Source organism: Roseateles sp. NT4 (genome assembly GCF_051857475.1).
Classification (GTDB): domain Bacteria; phylum Pseudomonadota; class Gammaproteobacteria; order Burkholderiales; family Burkholderiaceae_C; genus Pelomonas.
Map to the genome: position 1 here is coordinate 1691916 of NZ_JBPZGZ010000002.1, position 21665 is coordinate 1713580.

The 21665-nt window shown below is 68.0% G+C and carries 25 protein-coding genes; all 25 read left to right on the top strand.

All coding sequences use genetic code 11. The annotated features are described in order from the left end of the window. Positions 1-6 precede the first annotated feature (6 nt). The 25 genes from ACS5PN_RS17545 to ACS5PN_RS17665 all read left to right on the top strand — a co-directional run bounded on the left by ACS5PN_RS17545 (position 7) and on the right by ACS5PN_RS17665 (position 21665). Complete coding sequence (locus tag ACS5PN_RS17545) at positions 7-522, top strand: GNAT family N-acetyltransferase (protein ID WP_439465264.1); 516 nt, start codon at positions 7-9, stop codon at positions 520-522. 17 nt (positions 523-539) lie between these two features. Then, a complete protein-coding gene (locus ACS5PN_RS17550; RefSeq protein ID WP_439465265.1) occupies positions 540-1430 on the top strand; it encodes an SMP-30/gluconolactonase/LRE family protein in 891 nt (296 codons plus the stop codon). Positions 1431-1590: 160 nt separating this feature from the next. Beyond that, the gene (locus ACS5PN_RS17555) at positions 1591-2088 is read left to right on the top strand and encodes an ATP synthase subunit I (protein ID WP_439465266.1); all 498 of its coding nucleotides are present in this window, start codon (positions 1591-1593) and stop codon (positions 2086-2088) included. A gap of 16 nt (positions 2089-2104) precedes the next feature. Continuing rightward, complete coding sequence (atpB, locus tag ACS5PN_RS17560; RefSeq protein WP_439465267.1) at positions 2105-2965, top strand: F0F1 ATP synthase subunit A; 861 nt, start codon at positions 2105-2107, stop codon at positions 2963-2965. Between the two features lie 73 nt (positions 2966-3038). Beyond that, positions 3039-3305 (top strand): F0F1 ATP synthase subunit C, encoded by a 267-nt coding sequence (gene atpE, locus ACS5PN_RS17565; RefSeq protein WP_409983278.1) that lies wholly within the window; start codon positions 3039-3041, stop codon positions 3303-3305. Positions 3306-3377: 72 nt separating this feature from the next. After that, positions 3378-3848 (top strand): F0F1 ATP synthase subunit B, encoded by a 471-nt coding sequence (locus ACS5PN_RS17570; protein ID WP_439465268.1) that lies wholly within the window; start codon positions 3378-3380, stop codon positions 3846-3848. Next, a complete protein-coding gene (locus tag ACS5PN_RS17575; protein WP_439465269.1) occupies positions 3849-4382 on the top strand; it encodes a F0F1 ATP synthase subunit delta in 534 nt (177 codons plus the stop codon). A 92-nt stretch (positions 4383-4474) separates the two neighbouring features. Then, complete coding sequence (gene atpA / locus ACS5PN_RS17580; protein WP_439465270.1) at positions 4475-6028, top strand: F0F1 ATP synthase subunit alpha; 1554 nt, start codon at positions 4475-4477, stop codon at positions 6026-6028. A 60-nt stretch (positions 6029-6088) separates the two neighbouring features. Further along, complete coding sequence (atpG, locus tag ACS5PN_RS17585) at positions 6089-6961, top strand: F0F1 ATP synthase subunit gamma (RefSeq protein WP_439465271.1); 873 nt, start codon at positions 6089-6091, stop codon at positions 6959-6961. A gap of 43 nt (positions 6962-7004) precedes the next feature. Next, on the top strand, positions 7005-8417 hold the full coding sequence (gene atpD / locus ACS5PN_RS17590; RefSeq protein WP_439465272.1) for a F0F1 ATP synthase subunit beta: 1413 nt from the start codon (positions 7005-7007) through the stop codon (positions 8415-8417). Between the two features lie 89 nt (positions 8418-8506). Further along, positions 8507-8920, top strand: coding sequence for a F0F1 ATP synthase subunit epsilon (locus tag ACS5PN_RS17595; RefSeq protein ID WP_119038743.1), 414 nt, complete (start codon positions 8507-8509; stop codon positions 8918-8920). Between the two features lie 89 nt (positions 8921-9009). Continuing rightward, complete coding sequence (locus ACS5PN_RS17600; protein ID WP_439465273.1) at positions 9010-9810, top strand: beta-ketoacyl synthase chain length factor; 801 nt, start codon at positions 9010-9012, stop codon at positions 9808-9810. Beyond that, positions 9794-10600 (top strand): lysophospholipid acyltransferase family protein, encoded by an 807-nt coding sequence (locus tag ACS5PN_RS17605; protein WP_439465274.1) that lies wholly within the window; start codon positions 9794-9796, stop codon positions 10598-10600. Before ACS5PN_RS17600 ends, ACS5PN_RS17605 begins: the two co-directional genes overlap by 17 nt. Then, positions 10578-10841, top strand: a complete 264-nt coding sequence (locus ACS5PN_RS17610) for a phosphopantetheine-binding protein (RefSeq protein WP_439465275.1) — start codon at positions 10578-10580, stop codon at positions 10839-10841. Before ACS5PN_RS17605 ends, ACS5PN_RS17610 begins: the two co-directional genes overlap by 23 nt. Before the next feature lie 19 nt (positions 10842-10860). Then, entirely contained in the window at positions 10861-11151 is a 291-nt protein-coding gene (locus tag ACS5PN_RS17615) for an acyl carrier protein (protein WP_439465276.1), read from the top strand. Between the two features lie 25 nt (positions 11152-11176). After that, positions 11177-11719, top strand: coding sequence for a hypothetical protein (locus ACS5PN_RS17620; protein ID WP_439465277.1), 543 nt, complete (start codon positions 11177-11179; stop codon positions 11717-11719). Continuing rightward, on the top strand, positions 11709-13409 hold the full coding sequence (locus ACS5PN_RS17625; protein WP_439465278.1) for an AMP-binding protein: 1701 nt from the start codon (positions 11709-11711) through the stop codon (positions 13407-13409). Before ACS5PN_RS17620 ends, ACS5PN_RS17625 begins: the two co-directional genes overlap by 11 nt. Beyond that, the gene (locus ACS5PN_RS17630; protein WP_439465279.1) at positions 13406-14143 is read left to right on the top strand and encodes a glycosyltransferase family 2 protein; all 738 of its coding nucleotides are present in this window, start codon (positions 13406-13408) and stop codon (positions 14141-14143) included. Before ACS5PN_RS17625 ends, ACS5PN_RS17630 begins: the two co-directional genes overlap by 4 nt. Next, complete coding sequence (locus ACS5PN_RS17635; RefSeq protein ID WP_439465280.1) at positions 14140-15093, top strand: LpxL/LpxP family acyltransferase; 954 nt, start codon at positions 14140-14142, stop codon at positions 15091-15093. The genes ACS5PN_RS17630 and ACS5PN_RS17635 overlap by 4 nt, the downstream gene beginning before the upstream one ends. Further along, positions 15071-16618 carry an HAL/PAL/TAL family ammonia-lyase gene (locus ACS5PN_RS17640; protein WP_439465281.1) on the top strand — a complete coding sequence of 516 codons (1548 nt, stop codon included), beginning with the start codon at positions 15071-15073 and terminating at the stop codon, positions 16616-16618. Before ACS5PN_RS17635 ends, ACS5PN_RS17640 begins: the two co-directional genes overlap by 23 nt. Next, positions 16605-17036, top strand: a complete 432-nt coding sequence (locus ACS5PN_RS17645; RefSeq protein ID WP_439465282.1) for an acyl-CoA thioesterase — start codon at positions 16605-16607, stop codon at positions 17034-17036. The genes ACS5PN_RS17640 and ACS5PN_RS17645 overlap by 14 nt, the downstream gene beginning before the upstream one ends. Then, complete coding sequence (locus ACS5PN_RS17650; RefSeq protein WP_439465283.1) at positions 17033-17620, top strand: outer membrane lipoprotein carrier protein LolA; 588 nt, start codon at positions 17033-17035, stop codon at positions 17618-17620. The genes ACS5PN_RS17645 and ACS5PN_RS17650 overlap by 4 nt, the downstream gene beginning before the upstream one ends. After that, positions 17613-19910, top strand: coding sequence for an MMPL family transporter (locus tag ACS5PN_RS17655; protein ID WP_439465284.1), 2298 nt, complete (start codon positions 17613-17615; stop codon positions 19908-19910). Before ACS5PN_RS17650 ends, ACS5PN_RS17655 begins: the two co-directional genes overlap by 8 nt. Beyond that, positions 19891-21123 carry an NAD(P)/FAD-dependent oxidoreductase gene (locus ACS5PN_RS17660; RefSeq protein ID WP_439465285.1) on the top strand — a complete coding sequence of 411 codons (1233 nt, stop codon included), beginning with the start codon at positions 19891-19893 and terminating at the stop codon, positions 21121-21123. Before ACS5PN_RS17655 ends, ACS5PN_RS17660 begins: the two co-directional genes overlap by 20 nt. Continuing rightward, positions 21111-21665 (top strand): DUF3261 domain-containing protein, encoded by a 555-nt coding sequence (locus tag ACS5PN_RS17665; RefSeq protein WP_439465286.1) that lies wholly within the window; start codon positions 21111-21113, stop codon positions 21663-21665. Before ACS5PN_RS17660 ends, ACS5PN_RS17665 begins: the two co-directional genes overlap by 13 nt.

The following is a 21665-nucleotide window of genomic DNA, read 5'->3' on the forward strand; positions in this document are numbered from 1 at the left end:
CCGCCTATGCCCGGCCCTGACATACAGCTCATCACACCCGAGTCCCCCGCTCACTGGCAAGAAACCCGCCTCGTGCTGCGCGAGTACGCCAACAGCCTGGACGTGGACCTCTGCTTCCAGGGGTTCGAAGAGGAGCTGGCCGACCTGCCTGGCGTCTATGCGCCGCCCGGCGGCCTGATGCTGCTGGCGACCGTCGACGGCGCCATCGCCGGCAGCGGCGCCTTCCGGCCCCTGCTGGATGCCGACTATCCCAACGCCTGCGAGATGAAGCGCCTGTTCGTGCGCCCCGCCTTCCGCCGCTTCGGCCTGGGCCGCATCCTGGCGCAGGCGCTGATGGACCGCGCCACCGAGGCCGGCTACTCGTCCATGCTGCTCGACACCCTGGACGACATGGAAGCCGCGCGCGGCCTTTATGAAAGCCTGGGCTTCGCCGAAGTGCCGCCGTTCTACTTCAATCCCATCCCCGGCGCCCACTACCTGAAGGCCGAGCTCGGCGCCTTCCGGCCGAGTTACTTCGGATAACCACCTAGAGTGGCGGGATGGCCTCCCAAGACATCCAAGCCCTCGGCTCCCATCGCTGCCTGCTCGGCGAATCGCCCCTCTGGCATCCCACGGAACAGCAGCTCCATGCGGTCGACATTCCTGGCCGCCAGGTGCTGCGCTGGCGCGCCAGCGCCGATGCGCCGGATGTCTGGCCGCAGGTTGCCGAGCCGGGCTGCATCGCGGCCCGGGCGGGCGGCGGCCTGCTGGTGGCGCGGCGTGACGGCCTCTGGTCGCTGGACACCGCAACGGGCGTTCAGGCGCTTGTCGCCGCACCGCCCTATGACCCGGCGCGGCTGCGCTTCAACGACGGCAAGGTCGACCCGGCCGGGCGTCTCTGGATCGGCAGCATCTCCGATGCGCGCGAACCCGAGGCGGCCCTCTACCGCTTCGATGGCCAGACCTTCACTGCCCAGGTGCCCGGCCTGACGACGTCCAACGGCCTGGCCTGGAGCCCGGACGGCCGTCGCATGCACTGGTCCGACACCAAGGCCCACCGCATCTACGCCGCCGATTTCGATGTGGCGGCCGGTGCGTTGTCCAACCCGCGTGTGTTCGCCGAGTTCAAGCCGCGCACGGCCGGCGAGGCCTACGGCGGCCGGCCGGATGGCGCGGCCATGGATGCCGAAGGTTGCTACTGGGCCGCCATGTTCGAAGGCGGCTGCGTCGTGCGCATCGCGCCGACCGGCGAAGTCCTGCAGCGCATCGAGCTGCCGGCCACCTGCCCGACCATGCCCACCTTCGGCGGTGCCGACCTGCGCACCCTCTTCATCACCACGGCCCGGGAAAAGCGCCCCGCCGACGAACTCGAGCGCGAGCCGCTGGCGGGCGCCGTGCTGCAGCTTCGCGTGGAGGTGCCGGGCTTGCCCGCGACGCTGACAAGCGCCTGAACAAGGCCTGAATCCTGGTGCGGCGAGGGGGCGTATTTACCCCGGTGTAACTCGTCACATATAATGAGGGGCTTTGTTGGGTGGCGCCTGTGCGTCATCCCGGTGCAATCGGCTTCCGGTAGGTTTGGAGGCTGAGCCGCCAACCCCAGGATCTGGCGCCATGACCGAGAACGGCCCCCGAAAGACCTGGCCCCCCGCTGTTTCGACGGCCGGCGGCTGGGACGACGACAACGAGGAGCCGCCCGTCAAGGCGCTGAGTCCCCAGGAGGCGGCAGCGCTGAAGTCCGCGTTGCCGATGTTGTCGCCCTGGCGTGTGCTGGGTTGGCAGCTGATGGCAGGTCTGCTGTGCGTGGCCGTGATCCGGCTGTGGACGGCGTCCGGCGTGGCCATGGCCTCGGCGCTCTACGGCGTTGCGGCGGTGGTGCTGCCGAACATGCTGCTGGCGCGGGGCATGACAAAGCGCGTGGATTCTGTGGTCGGAGCGGCCGCCGGATTCATGGGTTGGGAATTTTTGAAAATCGGTGCATCGATCGCGATGCTGGTGCTGGCGCCAAAGGTGGTGCCGGGCCTGAGCTGGCCAGCCCTGCTGGTCACCCTCGCGGTGTGCATCAAAGTGAACTGGCTTGCGCTCGCTTGGCGCAGCCGCAGATTGAACTGACGAGGCAGAACGAAACATGGCAGCAGAAGGCCACGAAGCAGCAGCCCCGACCGCTGGTGAATACATCATTCACCACTTGCACCATGCGCAAAGCGGCACCCAGAAGGGCATCGTCGACTTCTCCGTCGTCAACCTCGATTCCCTGTTCTTCAGCATCCTGCTCGGCGTGGTGGGTTGCTTCCTGCTGTGGCGCGCGGCCAAGTCCGCTACATCGGGCGTTCCAGGCCGTTTTCAAGCGGCCGTCGAGATCCTCGTCGAGATCGTTGCCGACCAGGCCAAGGGCATCGTCCACAACGCCAACAGCCGCAAGCTGGTGGCACCGCTGGCCCTGACCGTGTTCGTCTGGATCTTCTTGATGAATGCGATGGACCTGTTCCCGGTGGACCTGTTCCCCTGGGTCTGGCAGCAGATCACCGGTGACCACCACGCCTATCTGCGTGTCGTGCCCACGGCCGACCTGTCCATGACCATGGGCCTGTCCCTGGGCGTGCTGATCACCTGCCTCATCTACAACGTGAAGATGAAGGGCGCTGGCGGCTGGGCTCACGAGCTGGTGGCTGCACCCTTCGGCGACAAGGTCTACCTGTACCCGGTCAACTTCCTGATGCAGCTGATCGAGTTCGCCGCCAAGACCATCTCCCACGGCATGCGGCTGTTCGGCAATATGTATGCCGGCGAACTGATCTTCCTGCTGATCGCCCTGATGGGTGGCGCCTACGCCAGCATGGGTCCTGTCGGCTACGGCCTGCTGGCCCTGGGCCATGTGGTGGCCGGATTCGTCTGGGCCGCCTTCCACTTGATCATCATCACGCTGCAGGCCTTCGTCTTCATGATGCTGACGCTGGTCTACATCGGCCAGGCCCACGACGCGCACTGAGCGCCTGTCGCCCAAGTTTCCCAAGCAGTTTTTCTCCCTCAACCCTTTTCTCTAGTCCCTTTAAGGAGTCATCGTGGAAGTCATTAGCTTTGTTGCTCTCGCCGCTGGTCTGATCATTGGTCTGGGCGCCTTCGGTGCTTGTATCGGTATCGGCATCATGGGCAGCAAGTACCTTGAGTCCGCCGCTCGTCAGCCCGAGCTGATGAACGAACTGCAAACCAAGATGTTCCTGCTGGCCGGCCTGATCGACGCCGCCTTCATCATCGGCACCGGTATCGCCCTGTGGTTCGCCACGGCCAACCCGTTCCTGGGCCAGATCGCCCAAGTCGTCGCCAAGTAATTCGACGTTGCCGCCCCGCCCTCGGACTCCTGGGGGCGGCTTCAAGCACTCGAAACTTTGTGAGGCACCCAGGTGTTTATTAACGCATCGCTCATCGTTCAGATGATCGTGTTCCTGCTGTTGGTCGGGTTCACGATGAAGTTTGTGTGGCCGCCGATCACCAAGGCACTCGACGAGCGCGCCGCGAAGATCCGTGACGGTCTGTCCGCCGCCGACAAGGCCAAGGCCGAGCTGGCCGGCGCCGAAGCGCAGATCGCCAAGGAACTGGCCGCCACCAAGGCTGAGTCCGGCAAGCTGATCTCGGATGCCGAGAAGCGCGCCGCCGCCATCGTCGACGCTGCCAAGGGCCGCGCCGAAGAAGAAGGCGCCAAGATCCTGGCCGCCGCCAAGGCCGACGCCGAGCAGCAGGTTTCCCGCGCTCGCGAAGCCCTGCGCGAGCAGGTCGCCGCGCTGGCCGTCAAGGGCGCCGAGCAGATCCTGCAGAAGGAAGTCAACGCCGGCGTCCACGCCGAGCTGCTGGCTCGCCTGAAGACGGAGCTGTAAATGGCTGAACTCGCCACCATCGCCCGGCCCTACGCCGAAGCCCTGTTCCAGGTCGCCAAGTCGCAAGACCTCGCCGCCTGGGGCCGTCAACTCGACGCACTGGCCCAGGTGGCGCAGGACGCTGATCTGCGCCAGTTCGCCGATCACCCCAAGGCCCAGTCCGAGCAGGTTGTCGCGGTCATCACCGCGGCCACCAAGCAGACCCTGGCCGCGGGCGTGCAGAACTTCCTGCAGACCATCGTCGAGAACGGCCGCCTGGCCGCGCTGCCCGAGATCGTCGCCCAGTACCACGTGCTGGCCAACGCCGCTTCGGGCGTGTCCGACGCGCAGATCTACAGCGCCTACGAGATCAGCGACGCTCAGCTCGCCGAACTCAAGGTGTCGCTGGAGAAGCGCTTCGGCCGCAAGCTCGAAGCCCATGTGCAGCTGGAGCCTAGCCTGATCGGTGGCGTTCGCGTCGTCGTCGGCGACGAGGTGCTGGACACCTCCGTCAAGGCCCGCCTGGAGCGCATGAAGGTCGCACTGACTGCCTGATCCGCAGCCACGCCACGCAAGACATTCCGATTTACCCCGCGTCTGACCCCGCCCTTGATCCGGCGATGGTTCGGCAACCTGGGAGACCTAGCATGCAATTGAATCCCGCTGAAATTTCCGAACTGATCAAGAGCCGCATCGAGGGTCTTGGTGGCAGCACGGACATCCGCAACCAGGGCACCGTCGTGTCCGTTTCCGACGGCATCGTCCGCGTCCACGGCCTGTCCGATGTGATGCAGGGCGAAATGCTCGAATTCCCGCCGACCGCTGACGGCACGCAGACCTTCGGTCTGGCCCTGAACCTCGAGCGCGACTCCGTCGGCGCCGTGATTCTGGGTGCCTACGAGCACGTCTCGGAAGGCGACACCGTCAAGTGCACGGGCCGCATCCTGGAAGTGCCGGTCGGCCCCGAGCTGATCGGCCGCGTCGTCAACGCGCTGGGTCAGCCCATCGACGGCAAGGGCCCGATCAACGCCAAGATGACCGACGTCATCGAGAAGGTCGCCCCGGGCGTGATCGCCCGCAAGTCGGTCGACCAGCCCGTGCAGACCGGCCTGAAGTCCATCGACTCCATGGTTCCCGTCGGCCGCGGCCAGCGCGAACTGATCATTGGTGACCGTCAGACGGGCAAGACCGCCGTCGCCATCGACGCGATCATCAACCAGAAGGGTCAGAACATGACCTGCGTCTACGTCGCCATTGGCCAGAAGGCGTCGTCGATCAAGAACGTGGTGCGCTCGCTGGAGCAGGCCGGCGCGATGGAATACACCATCGTCGTGGCAGCCTCGGCGTCGGAATCCGCCGCCATGCAGTACGTGTCGGCCTACTCCGGCTGCACGATGGGCGAGTACTTCCGCGACCGCGGCCAAGACGCCCTGATCGTCTATGACGACCTGTCCAAGCAAGCCGTGGCCTACCGCCAGGTCTCGCTGTTGCTGCGCCGCCCGCCGGGCCGCGAAGCCTTCCCCGGCGACGTGTTCTATCTCCACAGCCGCCTGCTGGAGCGCGCCGCCCGCGTGAACGCCGACTACGTCGAAGCCTTCACCAAGGGTGAAGTCAAGGGCAAGACCGGTTCGCTGACGGCCCTGCCGATCATCGAAACGCAAGCCGGTGACGTGTCCGCCTTCGTGCCGACCAACGTGATCTCGATCACCGACGGCCAGATCTTCCTGGAAACCTCGCTGTTCAACGCCGGTATCCGCCCCGCCATCAATGCCGGTATCTCGGTGTCGCGCGTCGGTGGTGCCGCCCAGACCAAGCTGGTGAAGTCGCTGTCCGGCGGTATCCGTACCGACCTGGCCCAGTACCGTGAACTGGCTGCCTTCGCGCAGTTCGCTTCCGACCTGGACGAAGCCACCCGCAAGCAGCTGGATCGCGGTGCCCGCGTGACGGAACTGCTGAAGCAGGCCCAGTACTCGCCGCTGTCCATCTCGCTGATGGCTGCCTCGCTGTACGCCGCCAACAAGGGCTTCATGGACAGCATCGAAGTGAAGAAGGTCCTGGCCTTCGAACACGGCCTGCACCAGTTCCTGAAGACCAGCCACGCCGCCCTTCTCGCCAAGCTCGAGAACGACAAGGCGATGGACAAGGATGCTGAAGCCGAACTGAACGCCGCGATCGCTTCCTTCAAGAAGTCCTTCGCCTAAAGCCACGGAACACGCGGGGCCCAGCCTCAAAACTAGCCCCGCACTGAACTAGGAGTTCGAATGGCTTCAAGCAAAGAAATCCGCGGCAAGATCAAGTCGGTCGAGAACACCAAGAAGATCACCAAGGCGATGGAAATGGTCGCCGCGTCCAAGATGCGCAAGGCGCAGGAGCGGATGCGGTCGGCTCGCCCGTACGCTGAAAAGATCGGCAACATCGCGGCCGAACTGGCTCAGGCCAACCCCGAGTACCGTCATCCCTTCCTCGTCAAGAACGAGAACGCGAAGACGGTCGGCATGGTCGTCGTCACGACGGACAAGGGCCTGTGCGGTGGTCTGAACACCAACCTGCTGCGCGCCGCCACCACCAAGCTCCGCGAGCTGGAAGCGGCCGGTCAGGGTGCCGAGGTCGTCGCCATCGGCGGCAAGGGCCTGGGCTTCATGAACCGCGTCGGTGCCAAGGTCGTGGCCCACGCCACGCAGCTCGGTGACCAGCCCCATATCGAGGCCCTCATCGGCCCCGTGAAGGTGCTGCTCGACGCCTACGCCGCCGGCAAGCTGTCCGCCGTCTACCTCTGCTACACGCAGTTCATCAACACGATGAAGCAAGAGGTGAAGGTGCACCAGCTGCTGCCGCTGAAGGCTGCCGACATGGCCACCGACAAGGCCGGCCACTCGTGGGACTACCTCTACGAGCCGGACGCCGCCACCGTCATCAACGACCTGCTGGTGCGCTACACGGAAGCCCTGGTCTTCCAGGCCGTCGCCGAGAACATGGCCAGCGAGCAGTCCGCCCGCATGGTGGCCATGAAGGCCGCGACGGACAACGCCGGCACGCTGATCGGCGAGCTGAAGCTGGTCTACAACAAGACCCGCCAAGCCGCGATCACGAAGGAACTCTCCGAGATCGTCAGCGGCGCCGCCGCTGTGGGTTGATCGAGTTCGGCACGCACAAGATTTGAATTGAAGGAACGCAAAAATGGCTAACACTCAAGCAGTCGGCAAGATCGTTCAGTGCATTGGCGCCGTCGTTGACGTGGAATTCCCGCGCGACAAGATGCCCAAGGTCTACGACGCCCTGAAGATGGAAGGCGCCGCTCTGACGCTGGAAGTCCAGCAGCAGCTGGGCGACGGCGTGGTCCGCACCATTGCTCTGGGTTCGTCCGACGGCCTGCGCCGTGGCACCGAGGTCTACAACACCGGCGACACCATCCAGGTGCCGGTCGGCAAGGCCACCCTCGGCCGCATCATGGACGTGCTGGGCAACCCCATCGACGAGCGCGGCCCGGTCGCTTCGACGCTGACCGCCTCCATCCACCGTGCCGCCCCGGCCTACGACGAGCTGAGCCCGTCGCAGGACCTGCTGGAAACCGGCATCAAGGTGATCGACCTGATCTGCCCGTTCGCCAAGGGCGGCAAGGTGGGTCTGTTCGGTGGCGCCGGCGTCGGCAAGACCGTGAACATGATGGAGCTCATCAACAACATCGCCAAGGCGCACAGCGGTCTGTCCGTGTTCGCCGGCGTGGGTGAGCGCACCCGTGAGGGCAACGACTTCTATCACGAGATGTCGGACTCCGGCGTCGTCGTGCAGGACAAGCTCGAAGACTCCAAGGTCGCCATGGTCTACGGCCAGATGAACGAGCCCCCGGGCAACCGTCTGCGCGTCGCCCTGACCGGCCTGACCATCGCCGAGTCCTTCCGCGACGAAGGCAAGGACGTGCTGTTCTTCGTGGACAACATCTACCGCTACACCCTGGCCGGCACGGAAGTGTCCGCTCTGCTGGGCCGCATGCCTTCCGCCGTGGGCTACCAGCCGACGCTGGCCGAGGAAATGGGCCGCCTGCAAGAGCGCATCACGTCGACCAAGGTTGGCTCGATCACGTCCATCCAGGCCGTCTACGTCCCTGCGGACGACCTGACCGACCCGTCGCCTGCCACGACCTTCGCCCACTTGGACGCCACCGTCGTGCTGTCGCGTGACATCGCTTCGCTGGGCATCTACCCCGCCGTGGACCCGCTGGACTCGACCAGCCGCCAGATCGACCCCAACGTCGTCGGCGAAGACCACTACACGACGACCCGTGCCGTGCAGCAGGTGCTGCAGCGCTACAAGGAACTGCGCGACATCATCGCCATCCTGGGCATGGACGAACTGTCGCCGGAAGACAAGCTGTCGGTCGCTCGCGCCCGCAAGATCCAGCGCTTCCTGTCGCAGCCCTTCCACGTCGCCGAAGTGTTCACGGGCACCCCGGGCAAGTATGTGCCGCTGAAGGAAACCATCCGCGGCTTCAAGATGATCGTCAACGGCGAGTGCGACGCGCTGCCCGAGCAGGCCTTCTACATGGTCGGCACGATTGACGAAGCGTTTGAAAAGGCCAAGAAGATTCAATAAGACATTGCGGGACAGACCTGACGCTCAGCGGCAGCTCTGTCCTCAACTGATCAAGCATTGAATCTCTAACCCAGCCCAGGACGATTGATATGGCAACCCTCCACGTCGACGTGGTCTCCGCCGAAGAGCAGATCTTCTCCGGCGAGGCCAAGTTCGTCGCCCTGCCGGGCGAAAGTGGCGAGCTCGGCATCCTGCCCAAGCACACGCCGCTGATCACCCGCATCAAGCCGGGCGCCGTGCGCATCGAGCTGGCCGATGGCAGCGAAGAATTCGTCTTCGTCGCCGGTGGCATCCTCGAAGTGCAGCCGAACCGCGTGACCGTGCTGGCCGACACCGCCATTCGCGGCAAGGACCTCGACGAAGCCAAGGCCACCGAGGCCAAGAAGCAGGCCGAGGAAGCGCTGAAGAACGCCAAGAGCGAACTTGACCAAGCCGTCATCAAGAGCGAACTGGCCGTCCAGGCCGCTCAGATCGCCGCGCTGCGCAAGTTCCTCAAGAAGTGACCGCCTGAGGTCACCCGCTAGGCTACGGGCAATCCCTGCCTGAACCTCAAGCCCGCCTCTTGGCGGGTTTTCTACTTTCTGACCCAGCCATGAATTCGCCCACCACCGCTGCAGCCGTCGCCCCGGACGGGCCGGTCCTGCTCATCGAGCAGTGGGCGGCCTGGGCACCCGGTCTCGCGACCCAGGACGCCTGGCGGGACTGGCTGCGCAACCCGCAGCCCTTGCCCGCCGACGCGCCAGCGTCGCCGCCGCTGGCCGAAGTGCCGGCCATGGCGCGCCGCCGCATCGATCCCCTGGGCCGGGCCGCCCTGCAAGCGGCCTACTGGGCCCAGCAGGACGTTGACGCCGCGGCGCTGCCGGCCATGCCCCTGGTGTTCGCGTCGCGCTGGGGCGAGCTGGCACGGTCGATCTCGATGCTGCAGGAACTGGCCCAGGGCGAGGCCCTGTCGCCCACCGCCTTCAGCCATTCGGTGCACAACGCCATCGGCGCGCAGTACTCCATCCAGCGCGGCATCACGGCCAATGTCAGCGCCGTGGCCGCGGGGGAAGTCAGTGCCGCTGCCGGCTGGGTCGAGGCCCAGGCCCTGCTCGCCACCGGTGCGGCAACGGTGCTGCTGACCGTGTTCGATGCGCCGCTGCCGGGGCTCTATGCCTCTACCGGCCTGGACGCCCCGGTCGCGCCGCTGCATGCCTACGCCCTGCGTCTGCGCGCGGCGCGCGCCGGCGAGTCGGGCGTGCTGCTGGCGCGTCAGCCCTCGCTGGGGCCGGCGGCGCCCGCGACCCTGGCCCCCAACCTGCAGGTGCTGCAATTCCTGCTCGAGCCCGCGGCTGAGCTGCGCCAGCCCGACGGTGCTGCGGACTGGCAGTGGCGCCATGTCGTCGCTCGCTAAGCTGTCCTCGACCTGGTCGCGCGCCTGGCGCGTGCCGGCGACGGGTTTCAGCTTCGCCTGCTTTGGCATCGGCGGCCTGCTGATGGGCGTGCTGCTGTTTCCGCTGATCAATCTGCTGGTCTGGGAGCCGGCGCGCCGCATCCGCTGGTCGCGCGCGCTGGTCGGCGCGAGCTTTCGCGGCTTCATCGGGCTGATGACCTTGCTTGGTCTGGTGCGCGTGCGCTGGACGGGCGCGGAGCGCCTGCAGCGCCACGGCCTGTTGGTGCTGGCCAACCACCCGACGCTGATCGACGTGGTGGCCCTGATCGCCCGCACCCCCAATGCCGACTGCGTCGTGCGCGGCGGCCTGGGCAACAACCCCTTCACCTGGGGGCCGGTGCGCGCCTGCAACTACCTGCGCAATGACCGTGGCAGCGAGGTGTTGGGTGGATTCAACGCCAGCCTGGCTTCCGGCAGCAATCTGGTGATTTTTCCCGAAGGCACCCGAAGCGTGCCCGGGCATGCTTTGCAGTTGCAGCGCGGTGCGGCCCAATTGGCCCTGCGCAGCGGCGTGGCCATCACGCCGGTGCGCATCCGTTGCGAACCGCTGGGCTTGAGCAAGGGTTGGCCGTGGTGGAAAACCCACGACCGACCGTTACAGCTGAGTCTGGATGTGGGCGAGGACATCGCCGTGACACCCTTTCTAGAGGGGGCTCACGGAGAATTCCCGCTCGCTGCAAGGCGGCTCACGGGATACTTGCAAAGTTATTTTTCTAGGGAGAAAGGCGATGGAACAGAGCCTGGAACTTGAAATCAAGGCCTTGCTCATCGACGCCTTGAATCTCGAGGACATGAGCGCAGACGACATCGACGCCGAGCAGCCGCTCTTCGTCGAAGGCCTCGGCCTGGATTCCATCGACGCGCTCGAGCTGGGCCTGGCGCTGCAGAAGCGCTATGGCGTGACCATGTCGGCCGATTCGGAGGAAACCCGCCGGCATTTCCGCTCGATCCGGGCGCTGGCAGCCTTCGTGGCCACGAGCCGCAAGAGCTGAACAGCCAGGGGAGTACTTCATGACCGAACACGACATCTACACGCGCCTGTCGGCCATCCTGGTCGAGACCTTCGACATCGAGCCCGAGCGCATCCGCCCGGAAGCCCGGCTGTACGACGACCTGGACATCGACTCCATCGACGCGGTGGACCTCATCGTCAAGCTCAAGCCCCTGGTCGGCAAGCGCCTGCAGCCCGAGGCGTTCAAGTCGGTGCGCACGCTGCAGGACGTGGTCAACGCCCTGACCGCGCTGCTGCAGACCGAGGAAGCTCCCGGGGAAAACGAGGCAGCGCTGCCGCGCGCCGCCTGATCCCCCTTCCTTCTCCCGCCCCAGCGTGCGCAACATCCTCTGGGTGGCGCTGACCGCCCTCTATCCCGTTCTCGTCTACCTGGGGCTCGCTCATGCCGAACCCCGGGTCTTGGCGCTGCTGCTGCTGGCCCTGGCCCTGGCGCGTTATCTCGCGTCGCGCAGCCAGCAGGCCCTGGCCGTGGCCCTGGCCGGCCTGGTGCTGGCCGCGCTGACGGCCTGGTCCAACCAGCTGCTGCCGCTGAAGATCTACCCCGTTGCGATGAACGTGGCCATGCTGGTGCTGTTCGGCGCCAGCCTGCTCAAGGGCCAGACCGTGGTCGAGCGCCTGGCGCGTCTGCACGACCCCGAGCTCGACGCCCATGGCGTGGCCTACACGCGCAAGGTCACCATCGTCTGGTGCGGCTTTTTCATCTTCAACGGCGGCATCAGCCTGGCCACGGCCCTGTGGGGCAGCGAGCAGACCTGGGCCTTGTACAACGGCCTCATCACCTATGTGCTGATGGGCACCCTGATGGGCGGCGAGTGGCTGGTGCGCCGCCGTGTGCGAGCCGGCAAGCATGTGGCGTGAACTCCGACTCGGCCTCGCCGGTGCCTGGAGCCCGGCGCGGGCCGCCCAGCCCGTGGGCTTTCGCGCCGGCCGCGCCCTGCTGGCTGCCGAGTTCCTGGCCCAGGCGGCGGGCTGGTGCGCCCACTTCGAGGCCATGGCCGCCGTCGATGTCGCTCTCTACTTCAACGACACCCTGCACGCTGCAGCGGCCCTGTTCGGCGCCTGGCATGCGCGCAAGACGGTCTGGTGGCCGGGCGACGCCCTGCCCGCCACGGCCCAGCGCCTGGCCGGCCAGGTCGGCGCCTTCGCCGGCGACTGGCCCAGCCGCCCCGATGCGAAGGCCAGCGTGCCTGCTGCGGCCCTGCCCGACTGGCAGCCCCTGGACCCGCAGGCCACCCAGCTCATCGTCTTCACTTCCGGCAGCAGCGGCGAGCCCAGCGCGATACCGAAGCAGCTGCACCAGCTCTTCGACGAGGTGAGGGCGCTGGAGGCCGAGTTCGGTGCCCGCCTGGACGGCGCCACCGTGCATGCCACCGTCAGCCACCAGCACATCTACGGCCTGCTGTTCCGCGTGCTGTGGCCGCTGGCCGCCGGCCGCCCCACTGCGGCGAACCGTGTCGCCTATCTGGAAGACCTGCATGCCGAACCCGGCCGCATCGCGCTGATCGCCAGTCCGGCCCATCTGAAGCGCCTGCAGCTCGCCGTCACGGGTGATCTGCCTGATCGCCTGGCCGCCGTGTTCAGCTCTGGCGGTCCGCTGCCGGCCGATGCGCTGCCTGCATGCGCCGAGCGCCTGGGCCAGACGCCCATCGAGGTCTATGGCAGCAGCGAGACCGGCGGCGTGGCCTGGCGCCAGCGCCCGCCCGGCGCTGGCGATGCCGAGCCGTGGCGCGCCCTGCCGGGCGTCGAATGGCAGCTCAGCGAGGGTCAGCTGCAGTTGCGCTCGGTTCATATCGGTTGCACCCGGAACGGTGGCTGGTACACGGCCGCCGACCATGCCCGCGCCGAAGGCCCCGGCTTCGTGCTGCTGGGCCGCGCCGACCGCATCGTCAAGGTCGAAGAGAAGCGCGTGTCCCTCGCCGCCGTCGAGCAGGCCCTGCTGGCCAGCGGCCAGGTGCAGGAAGCCCGCGCGCTGTTGCTGCCGGGCTCGCGCCAGGAGCTGGGCGTCGTGCTGGTGCCCACGGCCGAGGCCTGGGTCGCCATCGAGCAGATCGGCCGTGCCGCCTGGCTGGCACCGCTGCGCGACCGCCTGGCCGCCGAGCTCGAGGCCACGGTGCGCCCGCGCCGTTGGCGCCTGGTCAGCGAGCTGCCGGCCAACACCCAGGGCAAGACCACGCAGGCCGCGCTGGAGGCCCTGTTCGACCCCATGCGCCCGCCGGCGCGGCTGCTGATCCGCGCGCCGCTTACCGCCCGGCTGCGCCTGGACGTCGAAGCCCGCCACCCCGGCTTCGAAGGCCATTTCGACGGCCAGCCCGTACTGCCCGGCGTCGTGCAGCTCGATTGGGCCGAGCGCTTCGGCCGCGAGCTGTTTGCGCTGCAGCCGGCCTTCGCCGGCCTGGACCAGCTGAAGTTCCAGCAAGTCATCCGCCCCGGCGGCAGCGTCGATCTCGAATTGACTGTCAACGCAGAAGGCAGCGAGCTGCGTTTTGCGCTGACCAGCGAGCGCGGCGCCCATGCCAGCGGCAAGCTGCGTTTTGGAATCCCGCCGTGAAGACCTGCGCCGTCATCCCCGTCTACAACCATGGCGGCACCGTCGGTGCCGTCGCGGCCAAGCTGCGCGCCCAGGGGCTGCCGGTGCTGCTGGTGGACGACGGCAGCGAGACCGCCACGGCCGCGCAGCTCGATGCGCTGGCGGGGCAGGAAGGCATCCAGCTGCTGCGCCTGCCCAATAACCAGGGCAAGGGCGCGGCCGTCATCGCCGGCATGCGGCGCGCGGCCGAGCAGGGCTACACCCATGGCCTGCAGATCGATGCCGACGGCCAGCATGACGCCCTCGATGCCTCACGCTTCGTTGCGGCGGCCGAGGCGGCCCCCACGGCCCTGATCTGCGGCTGCCCCGTCTACGACGAGTCGGTGCCGCGCGCGCGGCTATACGGCCGCTATGCCACCCACATCTGGGTCTGGATCAACACGCTGAGCTTCGCCGTGCGCGACTCGATGTGCGGCTTTCGCATCTACCCGCTGGCCACCACGCTGCCGCAGCTGGCGCATGCCTCCATGGGCCGGCGCATGGACTTCGACACCGAGATCGCCGTGCGCCTGGTCTGGGCCGGCGTGCCCGTCGTCAACCAGCCCACGCGCGTGCACTACCCCGTCGGCGGCATCTCGCATTTCCGCGTCTGGCGCGACAACGTGCTGATCTCGGCCATGCACACGCGGCTCTTCTTCGGCATGCTGCTGCGCAGCCCCATCCTGCTGGCGCGCAAGCTGCGGAGCCCGGGATGAGCGGCGCGCGCGCCCAGCACTGGGCCCATCTCGGCGAAACCACCTTCGTCAGCGGCATCTGGCTGCTGTACGGCGTGCACAAGCTGTTCGGCCGGCGCCTGGTGCGCTGGGCCATGTTCCCGGTTGTGCTGGTGCACTGGCTGACGCGCCCGGCGCTGCGCCGTTCTTCGCTGGAATACCTGCGCCATCTGCACCGCGCCGAGCCCGGCGTGTTCAGGCGCGAGCCCGACTGGCGCGAGGGCCTGCGCCACGTCGCCTGCTTCGCCGAGACCATGCTGGACAAGCTGCTGGCCATGGCCGGCCGCTATCCCGTCGAGGCGGTGCGCGAGAAGGACTTCTCCTTCGTCGACGCCATGCTGGCCCGCGGCCAGGGTGGCATCCTCATCACCGCCCACACGGGCTGCCTGGAGCTGTGCCGCATGATCGGCAAGTCCAAGCACGGGCTGAAGCTGACGGTGCTGGTGCACACCCGCCATGCCCAGGCCTTCAACCGCATCCTGAAGCGCCTGGACCCGAACTCAGCCGTCAACCTGCTGGAGGTGACCGACTTCGGTCCCAACATGGCCATGCAGCTCAAGGAGTTGGTGGACGCCGGCGGCTGGGTGGCCATTGCGGGCGACCGCGTGCCCATCCATTCGGCCCAGACCGTCACGGTCGATTTCCTTGGCGCCCCGGCGCCGCTGCCCGTCGGCGCCTATGTGCTGGCCGGCGTGCTGCACTGTCCGCTGGTGCTGCTGACCTGCCTGCACCAGGGTTCTGGTTACGAAATTCGTTTCGAGCTGCTGGCCGAAGAGGTCAAGCTGCCGCGTGCCGGCCGCCGCGAGGCTCTGGCCCAATACGCCCAAACCTACGCGCAGATCCTGCAGCGCCGCCTGCGCGAATCGCCTTATGACTGGTTCAACTTCTACGCTTTCTGGGACAGCCCCCATGTCGTCGCAAATGCCGTCTGAAATCCTGTTTGACGGCCGCCCGCTGAGCCTGGACGACATTGCCGCCATTTCGCGCCGCGAGGCCCGCGCCCGCCTGAGCGTCGCGCCCGAGTTCGTGCGCCGCATCGATGCCGGCGCCGAGTTCATCGCCCGCCTGCTGGCCGAGGACGGCGTCGTCTACGGCGTCACCACGGGCTACGGCGACTCCTGCACCGTCAGCATCCCACCCGCCCTGGTGGCCGAGCTGCCGCGCCATCTCTACACCTACCACGGCATCGGTGCCGGCCCCATGCTCGCGCCCGAGCAGGTGAGGGCGGTGCTGGCCGTGCGCCTGCAGTCCCTGGCCCAGGGCGTGTCGGGCGTCAGCTACGCCCTGCTGCAGCAACTGGCCGCGCTGATCGAGCACGACATCCTGCCGCTGATTCCCAGCGAAGGCTCGGTCGGCGCCAGTGGCGACCTGACACCGTTGAGCTATGTTGCCGCCGTGCTGTGCGGTGAGCGCGAAGTCTGGTTCCAGGGCCAGCAGATGCCCGCGGCGCAAGCCCTGGCGGCCGTCGGCCTCAAGCCGCACACGCTGCGCCCCAAGGAAGGCCTGGCCATCATGAACGGCACCGCCGTCATGACGGCCCTGGCCTGCCTGGCCTTCCAGCGCGCCGAGCGTCTGTCGCTGCTGGCCACGCGCATCACGGCGGCCAATGTCGTCGCCAGCGCCGGCAATGCCCATCACTTCGACGAGCGCCTGTTCGCCGTCAAGCCGCATGCCGGCCAGCAGCGCGTCGCCGCACGCCTGCGCGCCGACCTGGCGAGTGACCGCCCCTCGCGCAACGAGCAGCGCCTGCAGGACCGCTACTCGCTGCGCTGCGCCCCCCACGTCATCGGTGTGCTGGAAGACGCGCTGCCCTGGCTGCGCCAGCTGATCGAAAACGAACTCAACAGCGCCAACGACAACCCCCTGGTCGACGCCGAGGAAGAGCGCGTGCTGCACGGCGGCCATTTCTACGGCGGCCACATCGCCATGGCCATGGACACGCTGAAGACGGCCGTCGCCAACGTCGCCGACCTGCTGGACCGCCAGCTGGCCCTGCTGGTGGACACGCGCTTCAACCACGGCCTACCGTCGAATCTGAGCGGCGCCCTGGGCGAGCGCGCTGCCATCAACCATGGCCTGAAGGCGCTGCAGATCAGCGTCTCCGCCTGGACGGCCGAGGCCCTGAAGCAGACCATGCCGGCCTCGGTCTTCAGCCGCAGCACCGAATGCCACAACCAGGACAAGGTCAGCATGGGCAGCATCGCCGCGCGTGACGCGCTGCGCGTGCTGGACCTCAGCGAGCAGGTCGTCGCCGGCCTGCTGATCAGCGCCCGCCAGGGCCTGGGCCTGCGCCAGCGCCTGGGTGGCCTGCAGCTGAGCCCGTCGCTGTCGGCCTGGTACGAGCAGTTGTGCGAGCGCCTGCCGCTGATCGACGAAGACCGCGCGCTGGACGCCGAGCTGCAGATGTTGCTGCGCGAAATCCGCTTCGCCGCCGGAGCCTTGCATGCGCCTGCGTGAGGATCCCCGTCTCGCCCACGAGATCGTGATCACACCCGCCTTCCACGATCTCGACCCGATGGAGATCGTCTGGCACGGCCGCTATGTGCAGTACCTGGAGCAGGCGCGTTGCGCCCTGCTGCAGCGTTTCAACTACGACTACCCCGAGATGCGCGCCAGCGGCTATGCCTGGCCCATCATCCATCTGCAGCTGAAGTATGTGCGCTCGGCCGAATACGGCATGCGCCTGGGCGTGCGCGCCTGCATCACCGAGTGGGAGCACCGCCTGCGCATCGACTACAAGGTGCGCGACCTCGCCACCGGCGAGTGCCTGACCAAGGGCCACACGCTGATGGTGGCCGTGGACATGCGCACCAAGGAAATGCAGTTCGCCAGCCCGCCCATCCTGTTCGAACGCCTCGGTATTCCCCTGCCATGAAGCGCCGTACTCTTCTCCTCGCCGCCCTGCCGCTGCCCGCGCTGGCCGACACCATCGCCCAGGTCCAGCAACGCCTGGCCAGCGTGGCCGTCCAGCGAGGCGGCTTCCAGCAGGACAAGCAGCTCGCCGGCTTCGCCAAGCCGCTGAAGAGCCAGGGCGACTACCTGCTGGTGCGCGGCAAGGGCCTGATCTGGCGCACGACGGCACCCTTCGCCAGCCAACTGGTGCTGACTCGCGACCGCATCGCCGGTGGCGCCGGCATGCAGCTCGATGCCAGCAAGGAGCCCGGCATCCGCGTCGTGACCCAGCTGATGCTGTCGCTGCTGGACGGGGACCTCGGCGCGCTGCAGCAGGCTTTTGAGGTGCAGGCCAGCCTGGTGGGTGACAAGGCCTGGCGTGCGGCACTCAAGCCCAAAGCGGCTGCATTGGCCCAGCTCTTCAGCCGCATCGAGCTCGAAGGCGACCGCCAGCTGCGCCGCATCGTCATGACCGAAGCCCAGGGCGACACGACGACGCTGCGCTTCGACGAGCAGGCCCGCGAGCCCGCCGCCCCCAGCGCCGACGAGGCCAAGCAGCTTGGTTGATCGGCCCAGCCGTCTGGCGCCCTGGGCTTGGGCGCTCGCGCTGCTGCTGATGGCCGCCGGCCTGGCCCTGGCCGCCTGGAGCGGCCGCGTGCGCATCAACACCGATGTGCTGGCCATGCTGCCCAAGGACGAGCGCCGGCCCGAGGTCGAACAGGCCTTTGCCGCGCTTGCCAAGGCCGGGGAGGGGCGCGTCATCGTCATGCTGCGCGCGCCGAAGAGCAGCGAAGCGGCGATGGACCGCTTCATCACCAAACTGCAGGCCGAGGCGCCAGGCCTCAAGGTCAGGCATCACGTGTCCGACGCCCAGCAGGCCGATTGGCTGAAGTTCTTTGCTCCGCAGCGTGGCAGCCTGCTGACCGATGCCCAGCGCCGGTCCCTGCAGAACGACAGTTCGGAGGCCTTGGCCCAGCAGGCCCTGACCAGCCTGATGCAGCCCATGGGTCTGCCCCGTGTGGGTCGCTGGATCGATGACCCCTTCAACACGCTGGGTGCCTGGCTGGCCGAGCGCGCCCAGGCCAGCAAGGTGCGAGCCCTGGACGGCCGGCTCAAGCTGGCCGACGACAAGGGCGACTGGATGCTCGGGCTCATCGACAGCGGCGCCAGCGCCTTTGCGCTCAGCGACAACGAACGCATCGCCAACGCGCTGGCCGCCGCCCGCGCTGCCGTGCCCGAAGCACAAGTGCTGGCCGCAGGCGTGCCTTTGCATGCGCATGCCGCGGCGACGCAGGCCCAACGCGAAATGCACCTCATCGGCGTCGGCTCGCTGGTCGGCGTGTTTGCTTTGAGCTGGTTTGCCTTTGCCCGCATCCGGCCGCGCCTGCTGGTGCTGTTGTCGGTGGGCAGCGGCCTGCTGGTGGCCGTGGCGGCGACGCTGGCGGTGTTCGGCGAACTGCACCTCATCACGCTGGTCTTCGGCGCCAGCCTGGTCGGCGTGGCCGAGAACTACGCCAGCAGCCACTACAGCAGCCGCATAGCCCAGCCGCCCGCGCAGCGCTTTGCGCTGATGCGCGAGCAACTGCCAACCATGGCCCTGGCGCTGAGCACGACGCTGGCCGGCTATGCCCTGCTGGCGACCACGCCCTTCCCGGGCCTGCAGCAGGTGGCGCTGTTCTCCGCCGCCGGCCTCACTGCCGCCTTCATCACCACCTGCCTGTGGTTCCCGCATCTGGACGCCGGAGCGGTGCCCGAGCGGCCGCTGACGCGCGCCCTGGGTCGCGCCTGGCAGCGCTGGCCGCAATTGAGCTGGCGCACCGGCCTCATCGGCGCCCTCGTCATTGCGGTCCTGCTGGCGACGGCCGCCTGGCGCGGCCGGGCCAATGACGACATCCGCCTGTTGCAGAACACGCCGCCCGCGCTGCTGCAGGAGCAGATCGACATCGGCCGCCGCCTCGACCTGCCGAGTCCTGCCCAGTTCTACCTGCTCAGCGCCGGCAGCGAGGCCGTGCTGCTGGAGCGCGAGGAAGCGCTCAAGGCCAAGCTCGCCAATACACCCGGTGTGGCGGGCTGGCAGGCCGTGTCCGACTGGGTGCCGTCGCCCGCTCGCCAGGCCTCTGATGCGGCCCTGGTGCAGCGCCGCTGGGCCGAGGTGTCCTTGCTGGTGGCCGAGCAACTGGGCCAGCCCCTGCCGCAGCGCGAGGCCACCACGGCGCCGGCCTTGACCGTGGAAGCCTGGCATGCAGCTCCGGTCAGCGAGACGGCCCGCCACCAGTGGCTGGGCCGTGATGCCGGGGGCAACTGGCACAGCGTGCTGATGCTGCGCGGCGTGTCGCGCGAATCCCTGCCTCAGTTGGCTGCCTTGGCCGATGGGACGACGGTGCGCTGGGTCGACAAGGTGGCCGATGTGTCCGAGCTGCTGGCCCGCCAGCGCATCCGCATGCTGGGCGTGCTGGCCATCGCCATCGGCGCCGTCGCGGCCCTGCTGGCCTGGCGCCTGGGTGCGGCCTGGTGGCGGGCCCTGGTGCCGACGCTGATCGCCGGCTCCCTGTCGTTGGCCGCCACGGCCCTGCTCGGCCAGCCCTGGCAGCTCTTCCATGTGCTGGCCCTGCTGCTGCTGCTGGGCGTGGGCGTGGACTACGGCATCTTTCTGCTCGCTCAGCCCCACCGCAATGATCTGCGCGGCTTCGTCTCCATCACACTCGCGGCCGCCAGCACCTGGCTGTCGTTCGGGTTGCTGGCCCTGTCCGGTACACCGGCCTTGCGGGCCTTCGGCCTGACCCTGGGCCTGGGCATTGCCCTGGCCTGGCTCCTCACTCCCTTCTTCATCACCCACCATGACTCTCGAAAAGACTGACGTCTGCATCATCGGCGCAGGCCCTGCAGGCGCCGTCGCCGCGGCCTTGCTGCGTCGCCAGGGCCTGGCGGTGACGGTGCTGGAGCGCCAGACCTTCCCGCGCTTCTCGATCGGCGAGAGCTTGCTGCCCCAGTCCATGGCCTATATCGAGAAGGCGGGCCTGCTGCAGGACGTCGTCGAGGCGGGCTTCCAGTTCAAGAACGGCGCCGCCTTCTGCCGCGGCGAAAGGCGCACCGCCTTCGATTTCCGCGACAAGTTCACCGCCGGCTGGGGCACGACCTACCAGGTGCAGCGCGCGACCTTCGACAAGGTGCTGGCCGACGGTGCCGCCAAGGCCGGGGCCGACATCCGCTACCGCCACGAGGTGACGGCCGTGCGTGTCGCTGCAGGCCAGCGCCCGCAGCTGGACGTGCAGCCGCTGGACGGCGGCGAGGCCTACACCGTCGAGGCCGGTCATCTGCTGGACGCCAGCGGCTTCGGCCGCACCCTGCCGCGCCTGCTGGACCTGGAGACGCCTTCGGCCTTCCCCATCCGCGCCGCCACCTTCACCCATGTGCAGGACTGCATCAGCGACCCGACGTTCGACCGCACCAAGATCCTCGTCACCGTGCATCCGAACGATGTCGACGTGTGGTTCTGGACCATCCCCTTCAGCAACGGCCGCTGCTCGCTGGGCGTGGTCGCGCGGGCCGAGTACTTCGAGCGCTTCCCCGAGGACGCGACGGAGCGCCTGAAGGCCGTCGTCGCCGAGACGCCGACGCTGGCCACGCTGTTGAAGGACGCGGTCTGGGACACGCCGGCCAACCGCCTGCACGGCTATGCCGCCAATGTGAAGTCGTTGTGGGGCCCGGGCTTCGCACTGCTGGGCAATGCGGGCGAGTTCCTGGACCCGGTGTTCTCCAGCGGCGTGACCATCGCCGTGAAGTCCGCCGACCTGGCCGTGACGGCCTTGATGCGCGAGCGCGCCGGCGAGACGGTGGACTGGGAGAAGGACTACGCCAAGCCGCTGCGCGCCGGCGTGGACGCCTTCCGCGCATTTGTGGAGAGCTGGTACCGCGGCGGCTTCCAGGACGTCATCTTCCACCAGGACCAGAACCCCGACATCCGCCGCATGATCTCGTCCATCCTGGCCGGCTACGCCTGGGACCTGGCCAACCCCTATGTCGCTCAGCCCGAGCGCATGCGCACGCTGGAGCAGTTGTGCGCCCCCTGATCCTCCTCGCGGCGCTGCTGCTGTCAGCCTGCCAGACCCTGCCGCCGCCGGCCTCGCTGCCGGCGCTGCAGCTGGCGCCGGCCGCCTTCGGCGCCGAGCTGTCGCTGGCCCAGCGGCTGACGGTGACCGATGCGCCCGAGGACCCCAACGGTGCCGTCACCGAGCGCCAGCTCGACACCCTGCTGCAGGTCGATGCCCAGCAACTGCAGCTGGCCGGCCTGGCCTTCGGCCAGCGTGTGCTGACGCTGCAATGGGATGGCCGCGAGCTGCAGGTCAAGCGCCACCCCATGCTGCCCGCCGCTGTCGACCCGGCCCGCGTGCTGCGAGATGTGGCCCTGGTGTTCGCGCCGCTGCCCGCCCTGCAGGCGGCCCTGCCCCCGGGTTGGACGCTGGACGAGGCCGGCAATGAGCGCACGCTGCGCCAGGCCGGCGAAGCGCGGCTGACGGTGCGCTACCTGGATGGGCGCAAGCGCGTCGAGATCGACAATCGCGTCGAACACTATCAACTGCGCATTGAATCCCGCTCGCTGGAGGGCGGCTGA

Excerpts from the sequence above, each read along its gene's own strand:
- ACS5PN_RS17640 (WP_439465281.1), top strand. The coding sequence starts at position 15,071 with ATGTCGTCGCAAATGCCGTCTGAAATCCTGTTTGACGGCCGCCCGCTG.
- ACS5PN_RS17650 (WP_439465283.1), top strand. The coding sequence starts at position 17,033 with ATGAAGCGCCGTACTCTTCTCCTCGCCGCCCTGCCGCTGCCCGCGCTG.
- ACS5PN_RS17575 (WP_439465269.1), top strand. The coding sequence starts at position 3,849 with ATGGCTGAACTCGCCACCATCGCCCGGCCCTACGCCGAAGCCCTGTTC.
- ACS5PN_RS17555 (WP_439465266.1), top strand. The coding sequence starts at position 1,591 with ATGACCGAGAACGGCCCCCGAAAGACCTGGCCCCCCGCTGTTTCGACG.
- ACS5PN_RS17545 (WP_439465264.1), top strand. The coding sequence starts at position 7 with ATGCCCGGCCCTGACATACAGCTCATCACACCCGAGTCCCCCGCTCAC.
- ACS5PN_RS17595 (WP_119038743.1), top strand. The coding sequence starts at position 8,507 with ATGGCAACCCTCCACGTCGACGTGGTCTCCGCCGAAGAGCAGATCTTC.
- atpA (WP_439465270.1), top strand. The coding sequence starts at position 4,475 with ATGCAATTGAATCCCGCTGAAATTTCCGAACTGATCAAGAGCCGCATC.
- ACS5PN_RS17645 (WP_439465282.1), top strand. The coding sequence starts at position 16,605 with ATGCGCCTGCGTGAGGATCCCCGTCTCGCCCACGAGATCGTGATCACA.
- ACS5PN_RS17550 (WP_439465265.1), top strand. The coding sequence starts at position 540 with ATGGCCTCCCAAGACATCCAAGCCCTCGGCTCCCATCGCTGCCTGCTC.
- ACS5PN_RS17610 (WP_439465275.1), top strand. The coding sequence starts at position 10,578 with ATGGAACAGAGCCTGGAACTTGAAATCAAGGCCTTGCTCATCGACGCC.
- ACS5PN_RS17600 (WP_439465273.1), top strand. The coding sequence starts at position 9,010 with ATGAATTCGCCCACCACCGCTGCAGCCGTCGCCCCGGACGGGCCGGTC.
- ACS5PN_RS17635 (WP_439465280.1), top strand. The coding sequence starts at position 14,140 with ATGAGCGGCGCGCGCGCCCAGCACTGGGCCCATCTCGGCGAAACCACC.
- ACS5PN_RS17615 (WP_439465276.1), top strand. The coding sequence starts at position 10,861 with ATGACCGAACACGACATCTACACGCGCCTGTCGGCCATCCTGGTCGAG.
- atpD (WP_439465272.1), top strand. The coding sequence starts at position 7,005 with ATGGCTAACACTCAAGCAGTCGGCAAGATCGTTCAGTGCATTGGCGCC.
- atpB (WP_439465267.1), top strand. The coding sequence starts at position 2,105 with ATGGCAGCAGAAGGCCACGAAGCAGCAGCCCCGACCGCTGGTGAATAC.
- atpG (WP_439465271.1), top strand. The coding sequence starts at position 6,089 with ATGGCTTCAAGCAAAGAAATCCGCGGCAAGATCAAGTCGGTCGAGAAC.
- ACS5PN_RS17660 (WP_439465285.1), top strand. The coding sequence starts at position 19,891 with ATGACTCTCGAAAAGACTGACGTCTGCATCATCGGCGCAGGCCCTGCA.
- ACS5PN_RS17605 (WP_439465274.1), top strand. The coding sequence starts at position 9,794 with ATGTCGTCGCTCGCTAAGCTGTCCTCGACCTGGTCGCGCGCCTGGCGC.
- ACS5PN_RS17625 (WP_439465278.1), top strand. The coding sequence starts at position 11,709 with ATGTGGCGTGAACTCCGACTCGGCCTCGCCGGTGCCTGGAGCCCGGCG.